Genomic DNA, 18,023 nt, shown 5'->3' with positions numbered 1-18,023 from the left:
AATTGGCCTACTGCTGCGCGGCGTCCGCCGCCTGCGGAGGCGTCATGGACTTCAAGGCAGCCTTGGGAGACTCAATGCCGAGCCACTGAAGGGGCAGCAATTCTCCCGTCACCTTGTAATGCTTGTAAGTCAACCCGGCAAAAACGGCCAGGAAAAACATCAGGACGGCATACAGGGCCATCCACAAATAATTCTTCCGCGCCGTACGGGTGGCCTCGTCCGCCAATTGCTGCAAATTCCGCATGGCGGCGGAAGGAGCTGCCTCTTCCTCCCCGCTTCGGTCGGCTCGGGAATGAGTCCCGGAGAAGGCTCTTCGGCAAACCGGAGCCTGGCATCTCCCAGGGCAATTTCGTCGCCATCGTAAAGAGAGGCGGCGCCCATGGGCGTGAGCCCGTTGATCTTGATTCCATTAGTTGAACCCAGGTCTTCCAGAACATACGCGCCCTCCTTGAACTGAAGCAGGGCGTGTTCTCCGGACACGGACTGAAAAGGCAGCACTATTTCACAATGTTCGTCGCGTCCGATGCGGGCGAAATATTCGCCGTTCTTCGGAAGAACGATGGTTTTCTCGGAACCGTCGGGCAATTGGATGGAAAGGCGGGGCATGATTCACGGGCATCATGCCATGCCGACGCTGATTTTCAATCCAAAAGACCGTTTGCCCGGCATGCCCGGGAAAAAAGCGGTTGCATGCGCCTCTCCTTCAGAAGGCGGATTCCATGAAGTTCCATCATGCGGCTCCATTTTTCCAGACTTCTGACCAGCAGGAGTTTCCCAAAAGATATTCTTAATAGATAATTCACACACTTTAAATCCCCTATATAAAACGTCCCTCCGGATAGGGAATTGACATCCCGGACCCGCGGCGGCTAACATCAGGCATGAACGCCACGCAAGCATCAGCTTTCAAGGGATACAATCTGCTGACGGCCGCCAAATCGGTAATTTCCAAATACGCTGTATTTTCCGGGAGGGCTACCCGTTCGGAATATTGGTACTGGGTATTGGGGCAGACTGCCGTCCTGCTCCTGTTGGACATGGCCTTCACCATCTTCATGATCATCCTGTTTGCCTGCCATCATCCGCAGCAAATGTCATCAACTGAAACTTTTACCTATGGCATGGCAGGTGCCGTTCCCCTTCTGCTATGGAGTCTATTTACCGTGATTCCTTCGCTGGCCGTCACATGCAGGCGCCTGCATGACACCAACAAAGGCGGAATTATGCTGCTGCTTTATCTGGTTCCGCTGATAGGGAGCATTATTCTTCTCATTTACTGCTGTGAAGACAGCCAGCGGGGAACGAACCAATACGGACCGTCGGAAAAATACCCGGGGTTGCCGTAATTTTCCGGAATTTCCTTTTGCCAAACAGCTTTCCGGTTCACTGGAAAAGTTAGCGGCACATGCCATGGAAAAGCCGTACAGTCCTGCACTTGTCTTGCGTTTTGGGGGGAAATGCTTCATATTCAGAACATGTTTGTTGACAACATCCGCATATTTGCCAGGGCAGGAAAGGGAGGAAACGGGCTGGTCAGCTTCCGCAGGGCCAAATTCGTGCCCAAGGGCGGTCCGGACGGAGGAGATGGCGGCGATGGCGGAAGCGTCATTCTGGAAGTGGACCCGCACACGAATGATCTGCGCTCCTTTTTCTACGACCCCAAATTGATCGCCACGGATGGAGTAGGCGGACAAAGCGCCAAAAAGCATGGCAAAAACGGCAAATCCGTCATCGGGAAAGTTCCTCCCGGCACCATCATCTACCGCAGCAATGCCTCCTCCATGGCGGAGGCGACCTGGCTGGAACGGGAAGGCGAAGGCATCGAGCTGGAAAAAATTGCGGACCTGACGGAAATCGGCACCCGGTTCACGCTGTGCCAGGGCGGCATCGGCGGCAAGGGCAACTGGCATTTCCGCTCTGCAACCAACCAGGCGCCTACGGAAGCCGAGATGGGAACGGAAGGGGAGGAAGGCGTCTTCTTCATGGAACTGCGCCGCATTGCGGATGCCGGACTGGTGGGCTACCCCAACGCGGGCAAAAGCACCCTGCTGGGAGACATCTCGGAAGCCAAGCCCAAAGTCGCCAACTATCCCTTCACCACGCTCCAGCCCATCATCGGCGTAGTGGAATTCGACAGCTTCCGCCGCTGCGTTGTGGCGGACATTCCCGGCATCATTGAAGGCGCGCACAACAACCGCGGCCTGGGGCATGAATTCCTGCGCCACATCACGCGCTGCAAGGTGCTCGTCTTCGTTCTGGACATGGCCGGCAGCGAAGGCCGCGACCCCATTGAAGACCTTCAAAACCTCCGCACGGAAATCAAGCTGTACAGTGAAGACCTGGCCAAACAGCCCTGGTTCGTCGTCGCCAACAAAATGGACCTGGAAGGGGCGGAAGAAAACCTGGCCAACTTCCGCATGCGTTTTCCTAAGGTGGACGTCATCCCCCTTTCCGCGCTCAACGGAGAAGGCATTTCCCGGCTCAAGAGCAAGCTTGACGAACTTGTAGGCTATAAATTCGTTCGTTAAAACCATCCGTTCAACCCTCTCTCCCTTCCACATGACCGCTCCGCTTGCCGCAACGACAGACCCCGACCAGCTCTTGTGCCGTATCGCCGGAATTGGAGACCTCTTCGCCATTGAAGGGGAATTCGTCACCGGCAAGGAAATCCCCAGCGGCCACATCAACACCACTTACAAGGCCACCTACCGCAAAAGCGACGGGACGGAAGACTCCTACATCCTCCAGCGCATCAACGACTATGTCTTCAAGGACCCCAGAGCCGTCATGCGCAATGTGGAGAAAGTCACGCGGCACATCAACTGGAAAGTCCTGCGCCGCCTGAAGGACTCCGCCGGGCAGACCCTCAACCTCTATCCGGCACGCGGCGGCCGCAACTACATCGACATTCCCGGCGACGGCATCTGGCGCTGCTACAATTACCTGGCAGGCACGCATACCTACGACGTGGTGGAAAACACCCGCCAGGCGTACCAGGCCGGATTTGCATTCGGATCCTTCCAGGACTTGATCAGCGACATGAATCCGGACGACATCGTGGAAACCATTCCCGGATTCCACCACACCCGGAACCGCTTCAACCGCCTGATGGAAGTGGCGGCGCAGGATCCGCAGGAACGCCTTTCCACCTGCCTTCCGGAACTGGACTTCATCAAGGCGCGCGAGCAGGACGTGGACCGTCTGCTGGACCTCCAGGCCGGCGGCGTGCTTCCCACCCGCATCACCCATAACGACACCAAAATCAACAACGTCATGCTGGACGAAGATACGGACCACGCCGTCTGCGTCATTGACCTGGATACGGTCATGCCCGGCCTTGTGCTGTACGACTTCGGCGACATGGTGCGCACCGTTACCCCGCCTACGGAAGAAGATGAAGAAGACCTGGACAAGGTGCGCATGCGCATGCCGATGTTCCAATCCATTGTGGAAGGGTATCTGGCCGCCGCCCACGGCTTCCTGACCCAGGCGGAAATAGACCAGCTTGCTTTCTCCGGAAAACTCATCACGCTGGAAATCGGCATCCGGTTCCTGACGGACTACCTGGAAGGAGACCAATACTTCAAGGTTTCCCGCCCGGACCACAACCTCATCCGCTGCCGCACACAGCTCAAGCTGGTGGAATGCATTGAACAGGAACTTCCGTCCATGGAGCAATATGTCAAGCGCGTGGCCAAGGGGATGTCCAGAAAATAGAGTGGGAGCTCTCCCTCCTTCTTTTCCATTCTCTCCGGGACGGCTATGCCGTCCCTTATTATTTATATTATTTGAACACTGCGGCGATTTCCATAATCCAAGAAACATTCCACGCAATCGCCACAGACCATGTTTGAAATACCGGATATTCAACTCAATCAATATGGCAAGCCGGCAAGGATCATGTATCTGGCCCCGTATGCCCCCGACGCTCCCGATTTCTCCAAAAAACCCTACACGGGCAACGGAGGCTATCCCCAGTACCACTACAACATTTACAAGGCCATTCAGGACATCGGCTATGACGTCGTCTCCTCCTCCAAGCCCTATTCCGTGCAATTCGCCAAAGGAAACGTGGACTATGTATTCTCCCTGATGAACAGGTTCGGCATGTCCAAGCCTGAAATATTCATCTCCTCGTACTGCGAATTCATCCAGATCCCCTATTTGGGCGCCCCGCCCAACATCCGCGCCATTGCGGAAGACAAGCTCCTGACCAAGCTGGTATTCCGCTCCCTGGGCCTGAACATGCCGGAGGGCATCGGGCTTTCCGGGGAAAAAGGCATTCCGGACAAAGCGCCCTTTCCCGGCCCCTACTTCGTCAAAAAACGGTTTGGAGCCGCTTCCGGCGGTATCCGGGAAGACAGCATCTGCGGCTCCTGGGAGGCGGTAGCCGCGTGCGCCCGGCGCCTGATGGAGGAAGGGCATGAAGTGCTCGTGGAACAATACTGCGAAGGCATTGACGTCACGGTTCCCGTGCTGGGGGTGAAAAACCCGTCATCCTGGGATACGTGCAGCCGAAATCCGACAAACCGGGCAGCATCATCACGGAAGACCTGAAACTGCATGACCACCTGGGCTACCAGATAGTCTCCGTGCACGACCTGGAACAGGACATCGCCAACGACGTGCAGAAAGTCTGGGACGCCCTGGGGCCGATGGACTATTTCCGCATCGACTACCGGATTGACTTTGAAAAAGGCGAACGGCGCATCCTGGAAATGAACATCTGCTGCCACCTGGGCAAAAGCGGCTCCATCTGCCTGGCGGCCGCAGAACACGGCTACTCCCAGGCGGACCTCCTCAAATACATCATCGGCTACAGCATGAACAGGCAGAAAAACCTCTGCCAATACGGCACGTGGCTCATCTGACCCGTATGGAGGCAGCAAGCCACGCTCCAATCATGGCAGAAATGGAAGGGATTCATCCGGTATCCGGCTGATTGCTTCAAACACTCCCTGCCAGCTTTCCCTGGACGCTTCCAGCCCTCCCAGAGCCATGCCGCGTTCCCGGGCAGCGGAGGCCATATCCTCCCGGTAATGCGGTTCCCACGCCATCTTGGTGGCGTATGTGATGAAATCCCCCGGGCTTTCGCACAGCCATCCGGTCTTCCCGTGTTCCACCATCTGTTCCCAGCCTCCGCGCTTGTCCACAATAAGCACGCTTCCGCTCGCCATGGCCTCAAAGCCCACGCGCGGCCAATTCTCCGTCGTATCCGTGGGTTGCAGAACGATGTGGCATCTTTGGTAAAACTCCTGCTGGGATAGAGACCTCTGGTCATGGAACGTCTCCACCCAGTCGGGCGGCCTTCCGGTCTTCGCCTCACTCCGCTGATCAAAGCCAAGAAAAGTTCCTCTCTTCCGGACGGGTGAAGCAAAATGCTCGTAAATGTGCCACGTGTCCTTGCTGAATTTGTCCTCATCCTGGCGGGAAATGTGCCCCGCGCCAAACCAGTCCGTGGATCGCTGGACAATGAAGGGAAAATCAGTCGTGTCAAAATACGGCTTGAACGTCATGAACCGGATGGACGGATCGGCATTCAAGGCTCTCAGGCGCGGCATCACGCTCTCCCTCACCTGGTCATTCTGATAAAGAAACAGGGAAATATCACCCCTCTTCATGGCTTCCTTTTCCCGTCCGAAAAGCCAGGTCATGCAATTGACAAACACTGTCTTTCTTGTCCGTTTCCGTATCTCCGGCAGCGCAGCCAGGAACTCTTCATTGCAAAAACTGATAACGGGCGCGCCTTCCGGAATAGCTGACCAGTCGTACCCCTCATGTACCGTGACGCCCTGCCCAACCATTTCCGGATAGAGCTCGGCACGGTGCACGTTTTTTTGGGTGGGAATGAGATGAATATCCACACACATGTGCCTCCAAACCTTAATCTGGTGGTAAAGCTCGGCTCCCGCCCCTCCATAGAGGGACGGAAACCCGATGATGTAGAGAGAGTCCATAGTTAGTTATTCCATTGTAGAGGACATATCCCTAAGAATTAACATATGAATTGTTACTTATTGCCATGTCTAATATTTTTAAGGCATTATCACATCCATCAGTAAAATAATTATCCTTATTTTGAAATAATATCCATTTCCTAACGATGCTGAGTTGATCTTTTGTATAGGAATGATATATATAATCTACTTCTTTTTGTACGTAGTCCCGTATTCTTTCTGAAAAACAAATTATAATAAGTTTATTCATCATCCATTCCTCAGTGTCTATCATATAATTATTTGCTCCTGATATTTCCTCCATTAGGAATTCCTGATAATAGAAGGGAAAAAATATGAAAGGGCACAGGTCGATGAAAAATTGATAAACTCTGCATTGTGATACCATTGAATGGCAGGAACATCAATCCAACGTTTATTTAAAAATGGTTTGACACATTCTGTTGCTTCATCATCAGGATAATCCGGATTTCCAATGAGCTCCCGAATGTTGGTTGTCGGAAAAAAAAATTTCCAAGAGGAAACTCTTTTTCCACTTCCTGAATCATATTATTCAGACTCTCATGGGAATAATAAGCCATATTTATATTAATTTTTTTGCTGCCCTATCTACCAAGTCAAGAGCATGAGTACAACCGGATTCATCGTTGTGCTTTCTATTTTCGAATAAAATCCAATTTCTGACTAAGTCAAGTTGTTTTTTTGTATACGAATGATAGATATCATTTGTAGTTTTTATCCGCCAATGCACTTCTTCTCCCCAAAAATTAATTCCAGTTAGTACATTCATCATCCATTCCCTCGTGTCACTCATGTACCTTTTTTCATTTGCTATTTCCTCAAGATAAGAAAGCCTTATGATTGACGGGAGAAAATAGGCAAGAGCACTACTTGCAGCAAAACTCACAAACTCGGCGTTATAGTACCATTGTATAGCAGGAACATCAATCCAGCGTTGGTTCAAAAACGGTTCGCCGCATTCTCGCCCTTCATCATCCGGATGGTCGGGGTTTTCAATGAGATCGCGAATACTACTTGTTGGAAAAACAGGAGTTTCCAACGGAAATGCTTTTTCCACTTCGTGGATCATATTATTGAGAATCTCGGAAGGATAAATCATAGCCATGTTAATTTACGCTTTTTCTTTATTCTCATGCAATAATAACTCTCCGATTCATGCTAGGGCCAGTTTCCTGCCCACAGTGCAGACTTCCTGCCTAACTATTGGATCCATATTTTGCAGGCAAATGTACTTAATATCATCATATCTCTGCCTAGGGGAAAATAAAAGAACAGGTCTAGCATTGATTGAATTAAACTTTAATCAAACATGTAACAAGCTTATGAACTGTATTCTATAAAGGCTGCTTCCATTCTACTTTAAAGGATAGAAGATAGAAATTATATTTATGTTTAGTACTTAAAACATAATACTTGTTACAGACCTCGAACCAAATCCTGCTTTTTCCGATCCACTTTTTCAAAATGCCATCGATATTCATCAAACCGAAAGCACTGTTCTTCATCAAACGATGTGACTGGTGGGCGATACGGTTGGAAAAACAAATACCATATCCATTCATATTTTCCGTCTTCCCTTTCCTCTGGCCACAGAACAGGATAATACAGATAATCTTTATTATTCCATATGTTCAAACCGATCTGCTTTCCCAGCAAATGAAATAAAAATTTCACGCATAATAATTCTGGTCGAGAGAGTTTTCCTACGCCTTCTTCTTCAAAAGATTCTTTCGATTCAAATCCAAGGATACCTAAATCCGATTCACCGATAGAACGCGACCAGAAAAATCCGGCCCCATCTGTCACGCCATCTGCAACAAACACCTGTTTAGCCTCTTCTTCCGTGACAATACTTATCACTTTGCGTACATTCACACCCTCATTATTCCACACTATATCGCCTGTTCTAACTGGCAAGCCTTCGGGATAATAAATAGTTTTTTGCATAGAATTATTTTTGTTCTATATTATAAAGGGCCTCCGCCACCAGCGGGATTAGGAGGGGGAGGGCCATCCGGGGCACTTCCTTCTGGTGGAGTTTGTGTGTTTTCCAAAGTAACAGGACCATTCCAATTGCATATGCATGATGGAAATGGAGCCTGATTCATCGTCCATACTTTAACGTGACCTACAGTATCACACTTGTGAGCTCCTCTTTCTCTGGATCCTGGTTTGGCAATGTCATGCCGTTTCGATCCAGCCGGGGGCTTACAGGGTTTACAGCCTTTCCGGGTAGCGATGACAACAGCCGCAGCCGCAGCCGCAACTCTTGCAGCTCTTCGAGATATATTAGATGATGATGTAATGCCTCGAGTCGCTCTTGCTATATCCGCGAGATAAGAAGGAGAGTTGGTCATCGCAGCATCCGGTGTTTTCACTGGGATACTCCCAGTATAATCGATAAACGTGAAAAGATTATTATAAACCATTCTATATAAATTGAAATTACCATCCTCTCCAATGGGCTCCCTATTCAACCATCTACCGTTTAAAATATTATAATATCTGTAATTATAATATACCAGACCTAATTCATCATCCGCATATTCACTGGAGAAACGGAAGGGATTATCCTTCGCCATATTGCCTTCCATCCTGAGAACATTGCCGTATGGACCATATTCATACAGGGCGCGGCATTCTCCCTGGGTATCGAATAGGCCTGTAGTATTTTTCAGCAGGTCATGCGTATAAAAAAGGTTTTCTACATAGGTTCCCGTTTCGTCGAATGTGGTCATTGCCAGGATTCGTGTTGCCGTGGACTCCATAGGATCCCATAGATAGGTTTTCCGAAGAACGGGTTGCACCGTTTCCGTTGCATTGGCTGCATCCAGTTCCGCAAGTTGGAGAAAACCACAGTAAATAAACCGTTTCCGGGACACCAGCATTTCTCCTTCATAGACTGTTTTTTCCACTCTCCTGTTCAGGTAGTCGTAACGGCATTCCACCCGCTTGGTATCCTGCGTGAATCTGACCGCCTGGTTCAGGGCGTTATACTTTACCTCCCACTCGCCTGTAGAGGTTTTTACCTTAATCTGGTTGCCGTCTTCGTCGTACTCCCGTATCAAAGGCCTTTCTTCTCCATCCGTAATGGAAGTGTACTGGTTGAGGCTATTCGTCTCATAGACGATTGTAATTTCTCCCGTTTCTTCCTGTGAGGGTTCCCGATCACCGGAAATGTACTGGTTGAGATTATTTGACAAATAAACGGTGGGAGCCGCTTCCGCTCCTTCCTGTGAGGTCAACCGGTTACCGATATTGTCATAGGAGTAGCTGTACGTTCCGCCCCGGTTCATCACGTCGGCAACCAGTTCGTCCCGGTCATTATACGTGTAAACATGAGTAAGATCGGGATTGGGAGTATTAAAGTAATCCTTCTTTTCCAGGGGGCGCCCCAGTGCATCATAAGTATAGTCGACTTTAGCTAAATAGTCGGCGCTCCCGGGACGCTGGTAGGCTATTTTAGTCAGCAAGTCACGCTTTTCCTCCCGGGTATACCATCTCTTGAGGGCGTTGGGATAGGTGAGCGTTTCCAACAGTCCATGAACTGCATGATAGCCGTAGGTAAACCGGTCGCCTGCATGCCTGAGGGAAACAGTGCCAAGGCGTTTGTACATATCATAATTCCAAATGGTTTGAAAAACAACATCACCTTTGTATTGCAAACTATAGCCAGGAAATCGACCCAGACTGTCCCTTTGATAGTCAAGCCGACTGGCCACCAAACCTGCCGTATTTTCCTGTACCGCTTCATTGTATTGGTTATAGGAAAACGTGCGCGTACCGGAATCATCCGTTACCTGCGTAAGGAGATTGAGATGGTTATACGTGTAACCTATGGCCGGCGTGGCATCATTGTGGGTGACAGAGAGCAAATTCCCCGTCAACTCATCATAGCCGTAAGTCGTCATAAGATGAGTTCCCTGCTCATCAACCGTCCGGGCTTGTGATTTGGTCACCAGCCTGTTCCACCCGTCATAGGAATAGGTTTCCCCATGCCCGTCAGCATAGGTTTTTGCCGTCATGAGGCCGGAGACTTCATCATAGCTCCACACGGTGGTATCGCCATCCGTCCGTTCACGCGGATCACCTGCAATGGTTTCTTCCGGAGCCCGGAAAGTTTTGAGTTCTATCAGCCTGTCTGCATCGTCGTAAGCAAAAACAGAGGGCTGCGCTGCCGTACCATATTCAGCAGTCTTGCGTCCGCGCAAATCGTAAGCATAGCAAGCCGTTTTCCCCAGTGCGTCCGTGATGCAGGAGGGCAATGCCGTCGCCGGATCATAGGCAGTCGTAACCGTATTGCCGGCAGCGTCTGTTCTCCCGGTTTCGCGTCCGGCAAGATCAAACATGATCGTGGTTTCATTGCCGCGTGTGTCCGTCAGGATTTCCTTTTTCCCCGTGGCCGTGTAGGAACGCGCCGCGGTCGTAGTCATGTTTGCGAAATCCTTTTTGGAGACTTCATACCCGTCAATGACAAGTGCTTCTGCAATGACTATGGAATCAGGAACCTGTTTCCTGATTGTACGTTTGCCGGGAGCCGTATATTCCATCCATTCCGGAATCTCATTGCCTCTCGTATCCGAAGAGATGATCTTTTCAGCAACGACTGGGGACAGGAAAGAGACCAGCGTAGACGTGCTTTTCGAGTAAGGCAGCCCGTAACTATTGTAGTTAATTACGGTCTTCACACGGTATATGCCGTCTTCCCTCCGTTCACAGGCATAGGAGTATTCTGTTATACGGGAGTTAGCCGGGGCAGGTTCTTCCGCCAACTTCCATGTCTCTTTCACTACGTTGCCGAAGGAGTCATAGTCGTAAAGCATCGGGGCCATGCCGTCCGTCCCTTTCCGCAACAGCCTGTTCTTTGTATCAAAACTGTACCGTTCATGGATGAGGCCGCCGCTGGCACTGGCCCGGGAAAGACGGACCACGTTGCCCCAGCCATCCGTTACAGATTGTTCCATGAGGACCGGTTCCCCGCCTTCCTGCGGTATAAGGGTGGAATGGAGAATCCCTTCTTCCATGCATTCCGTTTGATAAAGCAAATGCCTCTGTCCCGTTCCGCTTTGTTCCAAAATGGTTCCATCCGCATGGCGGCGGGTGACAAGCGTAGCTCCTGCCGGCGTGGTAGCGGTTTTCGTCAATCCATTCTCACTATAGGCATAAGTATGGTCTCTCCCAAGCACGTCCGTTTCACGAACAAGCTGCCCCAGCAGGTTGTATTCCCGCCCTTCACTGGCGGCCATGGGACCAACGTCCCGCCGTATCGCCAGGGTTCTGCCAAAAGCGTCCCGCGTGTAGCTGACAATGGTTTCCGGAGTAGTTTCCGTAGCCGAACGAATGGTTTCCACAAGCTGGCGGGCCGTGTTATAGGCATACGTAGTCATCACTCCGTCTTCATCCTTTTCCCACAAGGGGCCGCAACACATCATTTCACGTTCCGTCACGCGTCCGTTGCCGCGCGTGCGCTTGATCCATCGCCTCTCCTTGTCATATTCGTAGTCCGCCGTATCTGTCAATGCCCAGGTTCCATCCATCAGAAAAGCGTATTTTTCTATCCGGGTGTTGGTGCCCTGTGCGGACACGTAAGTCAATTTGCGCTTGCTCTGCCCCGGCACAGCTTCTCCCCCAACCCGGGTTTCCGCCGTAATCCTGTACAGGGCGCCGTATTGACTGTCTGCTTCATACTCGTAAGAGGTCTGTACCCCATTGACGGCCTGCCGCATCTTCAACCGGCCCCTTGCATGGACATTGGAAGCTGAGGGCATCCATGTTTCCGTTATTTCCACTTGCTCTCCTTCCGCACCCAGGGCAGCCGTCCGCTTGGTCACACGGCGCACATCATTGGCTTCCTCATAGGTGTAGTGCGTGTCCCTTAACCGTACAGCTTTGATGGTAAGAACGACATATTGGTGGATGATATCCGGATCCGGACGGTCCGAGTACCGGTAATAGGTGTAGGTGCCTTTTCTTTCCCCTCCGGACCAGGGTTCCATGCGAACTGTTTCACGACCAAAAGCGTCGTAGGCCCACGTCTTGACACTCCCGTCGGGAGCAGTTTCCCGTGACAGTTTTCCTATGCTGTTATAATCGTAAGTGGTTTCCCGGGCATAATCAGTGCCGTAGGCTTCAATTCGGCTGGTGCAAAGGTTCCCCTTGGAGGTCTGTTCATAAGTTTCACACACGCGAGAAATGGGTGTTCCTGTTTCTCCGCGCTGAACGGTAGTGATCAATTTCCATGTGGTGGAAGTGACAGTCTGTTTTTCCCGCAGGGTGTAAATGGCGTCTTCTTCTTCACCCTGGGACATGCACCAGGCGCCTCCCGTTCCCTGCCAATAACGGGTGACATAGGGGGAACGGCCTTCAGCCTGTTCCGTGACCGTGAGTTTGCTGGTTGCCGTATCTCCGGAAATGGAGAAAGTCTTAAACGGAATACCCGTGACGGGATAAACGCCATTCGCTTTTTCCCCCGCCTGCTCCGGCAGATAAAAGGCAATCACATAGCCGTCAGCCGTCACATTTTCTATACTGGCAAGGCCATCCCACAGGTTCCATATCTGGCGGATGTTTCCGTCACTCCCCCGCACGATGTCCAGATATTGGGAAAAATCCTGCGCCGTATAGGAAGAACCAAGCTTGGAAACATACCCGGTAGCGTTCTTTAGGGAAGAGAGTGAAGCCCCTCCGTACAGAACGGAATTTCCCCTGTTATTGCTCACGCGCATTTCCGTAGAAAAAAGAGAAGCTGCATTGGCAGTACGGCTGCTCTCTTGGGCGTAAGTCATGGAAACGGAGCCACCCCGTTTCTTGGACCCGCCACTGGCCGCGCCAGCATAGCAGTAATAATTGACATTGGTACCCCCATTCCTGATCTGAAAAGCCGTGTCCGCTCTCAAGCTGCCTCCGGGAGGCGGCTGGATACTGCTTGCCATCGGGTGCAGGTATTGAAGAGCGGCGGGCGTCCATAATTTGGAAGAAAAGTTGTAAGCTACAATTTCCAGCATGCCATAAGGCATTCCTTCCATCCCCGGAAAGCTCCGAAATTGGTGCGCCACACCATGCTGGTTTTCCTGGTCTGAGTGGTTACGCGCTTACCGGCGGAAGAAATGCTGCCGTACAGGGAGGCGGAAGAAAACCTGTTGCGAGCTGTGGGAGGGGGTTCCGCTCCTCCCGTGTTATCCATGCATCCGTCTGAAGAGGAAGGATTGCCCACCGGCTCATCACCGTCTTCATCTCCCCCATTGTTGCCGTCCGGACATGGATTGCTGGAGCTGCTGTTGGGAGAACTGCTGCTCCCTCCGCTGCTGGAACCGCATGGATCGTCTTCGCCTTCGTCGTCATTGTCCACCGGTTCCGTTTGCGTATCCGGAGGGACATAGGAAGAGGAAGAACCAGTCTGATGGTCAGTGACGACCACGTTCATATCAAAGGTAAGCTTGGCAACATTCTTCTTATGGTCTTTGAGGGTAATGTTTTGATATTCCAAATGAGCCTCATGCTTCCCTCCCTCGATGTCAAATGAGGTTTCCTTCGGATCATAGGTACCGCCTCCTTCCGGCCCGCGCGGACCGAGGTTCATGATCTCCTTTTGATCCACCGTCAGCGTCGCCAAATCATCGGCGCCCATGGTGACAAAGCATTTGGCCGTTTCAGAAGGCCCCAGCGGGCGCACCTCAAATTCCCAATTCCAATTCCGGTCAAAAGCATCCGGAGCGCTTTCATCGATGGGCGTCGGTTTTCCTCCGCTGTCGGAACTGCGCGCCCCTGTAGGGAATTGATATCGTCGTTAAATTGTTCTTTCATGGTTGAAATAGATTAATCATTGATTATCAATCATTGATTGATTCCAACACGGGAATGCCAGCAATAACTTTATCAATTCATTACCTATGCCAACTAATTTTTACTCTTCAACACGCCCAAAACGGAATAGACGCTATCCAGGGGCCATAAGAATATCTGCCATTTCATTCACTCTGGCAGCCAAACTACTTCTTTCCCATGAGAAAGAGGGGATTTTCCCCACTACTGAGGAAGCTTCATTGAATACCGGCTGACTTCCCATCGCCCGGAATAATGACCAATCCTCATTCCGGGCATAAACCGGTCCTTTCCCAGCAGAACACAGCACGGGAATCGCTTGAGACGAAAGGGAAGAATAACCTTCCCTCGATACATTTTTATCATTCAGGAGAGCTGCTCCTTCAAGTTCTCTAAAAGGTTGGCGCAGCCGTCCTGGAGTAATTCCACCACATGGTCAAAGCCTTCCTGCCCTCCATAGTAGGGATCCGGCACTTCCTCATCCAGAAAACGGGTGGTGAAAAAGCACATGGGAACAATCTTTCCTTCCCATTGCCCTCTTTTGTCCAGCCGTTTCAAATCCCGCAGATTCTCCCGGTCCATTCCCACAACCAGGTCGAACTGTTCCAGATCATCCTTCCGCACGGGGCGTGATTTGACTCCCGGATTCTGATAACCGTATTTTTCCAGGGCCTGGACCATCCTGGCATCCGGAGGACAGCCGCGATGATAGCCGATCATGCCGGCGGAATCGCTTTCAATCAGGCTTTCCAAACCTTGTTCCTTCACCATCTTCTTAAAAATGATTTCCGCCGCAGGAGAACGGCAGATGTTGCCCAGGCAGACAAACAGGACTCGGTAGGGTTCGGAAGCATTCATGAGGGACAATTCTTTTTTTCAGGATAGGCAAGACGTTTCCCCGGATCAAGAGGGAAGAGTTTCCTGTACGGAAAACAGACACACGCCGGGACAACGCAGGGAGCAAAGCGCAGAACGCCGCCGTGCCGTCCCAAAATAAGATTCCCCTGTGTTTCGGCTTGCGTCAGAGGGTGTCTGGCTGTAGATTATCGCATGGCAGATCTCCCTCTTGGATTAAGTTTTGATGACGTGCTCCTGCTGCCCCGCCTGAGCGCGATTCTTCCCGGTGATGCGGACATCAGTTCCCAGCTTGTTCCCGGTTTTGACATGAAAATTCCCGTGCTGTCCGCAGCCATGGATACCGTTTCCGAATCAGAACTGGCGATTGCCCTGGCACGGGAAGGCGGCCTGGCCGTCATTCACCGCAATAATCCCATCGACATCCAGGCGGCCATGGTTTCCCGCGTGAAGCGTTTTGAAAACGCGGTCATCCCGAACCCCGTCACGGTGAACAAGGACATGACGCTGGAAGAAGTCCATCAGATCATGATGGACCAGGGTTACTCCGGCTTCCCCGTGGTGGACGCCAGCCGCAGGCTGGAAGGCATCGTCACCGGACGCGACATGCGCGGCGTGGACGATTACCAGAACATCCGGGTCAAGGACGTGATGACCCCCCTTTCCCGCCTGATTACGGCGGCTCCCACCACCACCATTGAGGAAGCGCGCCACATTCTTTACACCCACCGCATTGAAAAGCTTCCCCTGGTGGATGAAAACGGCGTGCTGGCCGGCCTCATCACGGAAACGGACATCCAGAAGCGCGCCATGTTTGCAGACGCTTCCAAGGACGAGCACGGCCACCTGCGCTGCGGCGCCGCCGTGGGCGTGGGCCCTGATTACCTGGACCGCGCCAAGGCGCTGGTTTCCGCCGGAGCGGACGCCCTGTTCATTGACGCCGCCACCGGCCACACCACCCGCGTCATGGACGTGGTTTCCAACCTCCGCAAGCTGACGGACCGCCCCATCGTGGCCGGCAACGTGGTGACGGCGGAAGGAGCCTCCGACCTCATCAAGGCGGGCGTGCAGGCCATCAAGGTGGGCGTGGGCCCCGGCTCCATCTGCACCACCCGCGTTATTTCCGGCGTGGGGATGCCCCAGTTCACCGCCATTCAGGAGGTAGCCTCCGTAGCGCGTCCCGCGGGCGTCACCGTCATTGCAGACGGCGGCATCCGCTATTCCGGGGACATCGTGAAAGCCCTGGCCGCCGGCGCTGACCTGGTGATGCTGGGCGGCCTGCTGGCCGGCACGGAAGAAAGCCCCGGCAAGGTGGTCCACTATCAGGGCCGCCACTTCAAGCAATACCGCGGCATGGGCTCCCTGGGCGCCATGCGCCGCGGCTCCGGCGACCGCTACGGGCAGAACAGTTCCGGCAAGCTCGTTGCGGAAGGCGTGGAAGCGCGCGTTCCATACAAGGGCATGCTGGCGGACGTGGTTTTCCAGCTCATGGGCGGCCTGCGTTCCGGCATGGGCTACCTGGGCGCACACAGCCTGACGGAACTCCGGGACAAGGCCCGGTTCGTCCAAATCACCTCCGGCGGCCTGAAGGAAAGCCATCCCCACGACATCACCATCACGGAAGAACCCATCAACTATTCCTGTTAAACCCTCTCTCCCATGGACGACAAGCACCTCGTAGCCGTCATTGACTTCGGCTCCCAATACACCCAGCTCATTGTGCGCCGCGTGCGCGAACTGGGCTACATGGCCAAACTGTACGCGCTGGAAGACCTGGACCAGATTCACGAACCCGGCGCCGTCATCCTTTCCGGAGGCCCCAAAAGCACCACGGACGCAGACGCTCCGGACATTGACTTTGAATGGCTCAAGAGCCTGAACGTCCCCGTCCTGGGCGTGTGCTACGGCATGCAGCTGCTGAACATCAAGCACGGCGGTTCCGTGAAGGCCAGCAACAAGCGGGAATACGGCCCCGCCGCCCTGCTTCCGGAAGCCTGCACAGGCCTGTACCGGGACATGTCCCCCTCCTCCCAGGTATGGATGAGCCATTCGGATACGGTGGACCACCTGGCGGAAGGCTGCCAGGTGATCGCCCGCAACGCGGAAGGCGTCCCCGTCTCCCTCCAGTGGGGAGAAGCAACTTTCGGCATCCAGTTCCATCCGGAAGTGACCCATTCCCATGAAGGGCGCACCATCCTGCGCAACTTCCTCTCCTGCGCCGCCAACCTCAAGAAATTCGATATCGGCGACTTCAAGAGGCAGCTCATCCGGGAAATCCGGGAACGCGTGGGCAGCAAGCAGGTGGTCTGCGGCGTCTCCGGCGGCGTGGACAGCACCGTGCTGGCCGTCCTGCTGCATGAGGCAGGCGTGAACATGCGCGCCATTTTCGTGGACAACGGTCTGCTTCGCAAGAATGAGGCCGATGAGGTACGCGCCAATTTCGCCCGCATGAACGTGGAAATTGAAACGGTGGACGCTTCCGAACGCTTCCTGACGGCCCTGGCCGGGGAAGGCGACCCGGAAAAGAAGCGCCGCATCATCGGCGGCCTGTTCATCGACGTATTCTGGGACGCTGTGGGAGACGCGGAAATGCTCGCCCAGGGCACCCTTTATCCGGACGTGATTGAAAGCGCCTCCAACGCCAAGTCCAAGGCCTCCGTCATCAAGACACACCACAACCGCGTGGAGCGCGTGCTGGAACTCCAGGCGCAGGGGAAGGTGCTGGAACCCCTGGCGGAATTGTTCAAGGACGAGGTGCGCGAACTGGGCGCCTCCATGGGCATCCCTCACGACATCCTGTGGCGCCACCCCTTCCCCGGCCCCGGCCTGGCCGTGCGCTGCCCCGGCGTAGTCACCAGGGACCGCCTGGACATCATCCGGGAGTGTGACGCCATCTTCATCGGCAACCTGAAGAAATACGGCTGGTATGAAAAGGTCTGGCAGGCCTACGCCGGCCTCATCCCGGTGAAAACGGTGGGCGTGAAGGGAGATGAACGTTCCTATGAATGGGCCACCAACCTGCGCGCCATCGTGTCGGAAGACGCCATGACGGCGGACTGGGTAGAACTGCCCCCGGCCCTGCTGCGTGAAACCAGCAACCGCATCCTCAATGAAGTGAAGGGCATCAACCGCGTCCTTTACGATATTTCCACCAAGCCCCCGGCCTCCATTGAGTGGGAGTGATTTTTTGAAACTCCGAACCCGTTGTGGCACAACGATTTTACGGTTTTATATCTCTCTTTTGATAACGATTTGATAACGCTCCCCATATACCGTATCATTCTATATTCCCACTGGATTGCGGGTAAAGAATGCTTTTTTACGGCTTATAAGTGAGGACAACCATATTAGAAAGCCCTTACCGATGGC

15 protein-coding genes are annotated in these 18,023 nt (G+C 53.0%); 7 read left to right on the top strand and 8 right to left on the bottom strand.

Annotated features, from left to right (window positions below):
• Window positions 1-7: 7 nt before the first annotated feature.
• Window positions 8-244 carry a hypothetical protein gene (locus tag PVA48_RS06510; protein WP_423232550.1) on the bottom strand — a complete coding sequence of 79 codons (237 nt, stop codon included), beginning with the start codon at window positions 242-244 and terminating at the stop codon, window positions 8-10.
• Window positions 160-606, bottom strand: a complete 447-nt coding sequence (locus PVA48_RS06505) for an FHA domain-containing protein (protein WP_423232423.1) — start codon at window positions 604-606, stop codon at window positions 160-162. Before PVA48_RS06505 ends, PVA48_RS06510 begins: the two co-directional genes overlap by 85 nt.
• A gap of 275 nt (window positions 607-881) precedes the next feature.
• Here PVA48_RS06505 and PVA48_RS06500 point away from each other — a divergent pair, with 275 nt between their 5' ends.
• From PVA48_RS06500 to PVA48_RS06480, 5 genes are all read left to right on the top strand, one after another.
• Window positions 882-1,346 carry a DUF805 domain-containing protein gene (locus tag PVA48_RS06500; protein ID WP_022396375.1) on the top strand — a complete coding sequence of 155 codons (465 nt, stop codon included), beginning with the start codon at window positions 882-884 and terminating at the stop codon, window positions 1,344-1,346.
• Between the two features lie 129 nt (window positions 1,347-1,475).
• Window positions 1,476-2,528 carry a GTPase ObgE gene (gene obgE / locus PVA48_RS06495; protein ID WP_102727343.1) on the top strand — a complete coding sequence of 351 codons (1,053 nt, stop codon included), beginning with the start codon at window positions 1,476-1,478 and terminating at the stop codon, window positions 2,526-2,528.
• 31 nt (window positions 2,529-2,559) lie between these two features.
• Window positions 2,560-3,717 carry a phosphotransferase enzyme family protein gene (locus PVA48_RS06490; RefSeq protein WP_102727310.1) on the top strand — a complete coding sequence of 386 codons (1,158 nt, stop codon included), beginning with the start codon at window positions 2,560-2,562 and terminating at the stop codon, window positions 3,715-3,717.
• A 129-nt stretch (window positions 3,718-3,846) separates the two neighbouring features.
• A complete protein-coding gene (locus tag PVA48_RS06485) occupies window positions 3,847-4,557 on the top strand; it encodes a hypothetical protein (protein ID WP_423232422.1) in 711 nt (236 codons plus the stop codon).
• Complete coding sequence (locus PVA48_RS06480) at window positions 4,509-4,871, top strand: hypothetical protein (RefSeq protein WP_423232421.1); 363 nt, start codon at window positions 4,509-4,511, stop codon at window positions 4,869-4,871. The genes PVA48_RS06485 and PVA48_RS06480 overlap by 49 nt, the downstream gene beginning before the upstream one ends.
• Window positions 4,872-4,901: 30 nt before the next feature.
• On the opposite strand, the gene PVA48_RS06475 is transcribed toward PVA48_RS06480, so the two are convergent.
• The 6 genes from PVA48_RS06475 to PVA48_RS06450 all read right to left on the bottom strand — a co-directional run bounded on the left by PVA48_RS06475 (window position 4,902) and on the right by PVA48_RS06450 (window position 14,657).
• Entirely contained in the window at window positions 4,902-5,957 is a 1,056-nt protein-coding gene (locus tag PVA48_RS06475; RefSeq protein WP_102727939.1) for a glycosyltransferase, read from the bottom strand.
• A 583-nt stretch (window positions 5,958-6,540) separates the two neighbouring features.
• Window positions 6,541-7,083: a hypothetical protein gene (locus tag PVA48_RS06470; protein ID WP_022396381.1), complete on the bottom strand. Its 543-nt coding sequence runs from the start codon at window positions 7,081-7,083 to the stop codon at window positions 6,541-6,543.
• Window positions 7,084-7,394: 311 nt separating this feature from the next.
• Window positions 7,395-7,925 (bottom strand): hypothetical protein, encoded by a 531-nt coding sequence (locus PVA48_RS06465; RefSeq protein ID WP_146021059.1) that lies wholly within the window; start codon window positions 7,923-7,925, stop codon window positions 7,395-7,397.
• A gap of 20 nt (window positions 7,926-7,945) precedes the next feature.
• Window positions 7,946-12,982 (bottom strand): RHS repeat domain-containing protein, encoded by a 5,037-nt coding sequence (locus tag PVA48_RS06460; RefSeq protein WP_419002195.1) that lies wholly within the window; start codon window positions 12,980-12,982, stop codon window positions 7,946-7,948.
• Complete coding sequence (locus tag PVA48_RS06455) at window positions 12,967-13,650, bottom strand: hypothetical protein (RefSeq protein ID WP_423232420.1); 684 nt, start codon at window positions 13,648-13,650, stop codon at window positions 12,967-12,969. Before PVA48_RS06455 ends, PVA48_RS06460 begins: the two co-directional genes overlap by 16 nt.
• Window positions 13,651-14,165: 515 nt before the next feature.
• Complete coding sequence (locus PVA48_RS06450; RefSeq protein WP_102727935.1) at window positions 14,166-14,657, bottom strand: low molecular weight protein-tyrosine-phosphatase; 492 nt, start codon at window positions 14,655-14,657, stop codon at window positions 14,166-14,168.
• A 192-nt stretch (window positions 14,658-14,849) separates the two neighbouring features.
• On the opposite strand from PVA48_RS06450, the gene guaB reads away from it, so the two are divergent.
• Both guaB and guaA read left to right on the top strand, forming a co-directional pair.
• Entirely contained in the window at window positions 14,850-16,301 is a 1,452-nt protein-coding gene (gene guaB, locus PVA48_RS06445; protein WP_102727934.1) for an IMP dehydrogenase, read from the top strand.
• 12 nt (window positions 16,302-16,313) lie between these two features.
• Window positions 16,314-17,837, top strand: a complete 1,524-nt coding sequence (guaA, locus tag PVA48_RS06440; RefSeq protein ID WP_102727933.1) for a glutamine-hydrolyzing GMP synthase — start codon at window positions 16,314-16,316, stop codon at window positions 17,835-17,837.
• The last annotated feature ends 186 nt before the right edge of the window (window positions 17,838-18,023 follow it).

Origin of the sequence: Akkermansia sp. JRP_AM1, assembly GCF_049262625.1 — a bacterium.
Taxonomy (GTDB): Bacteria; Verrucomicrobiota; Verrucomicrobiia; order Verrucomicrobiales; family Akkermansiaceae; genus Akkermansia; species Akkermansia massiliensis.
The sequence above is the reverse complement of the archived record's forward strand: the minus strand, read 5'-3'. Positions and strand labels throughout refer to the sequence as shown.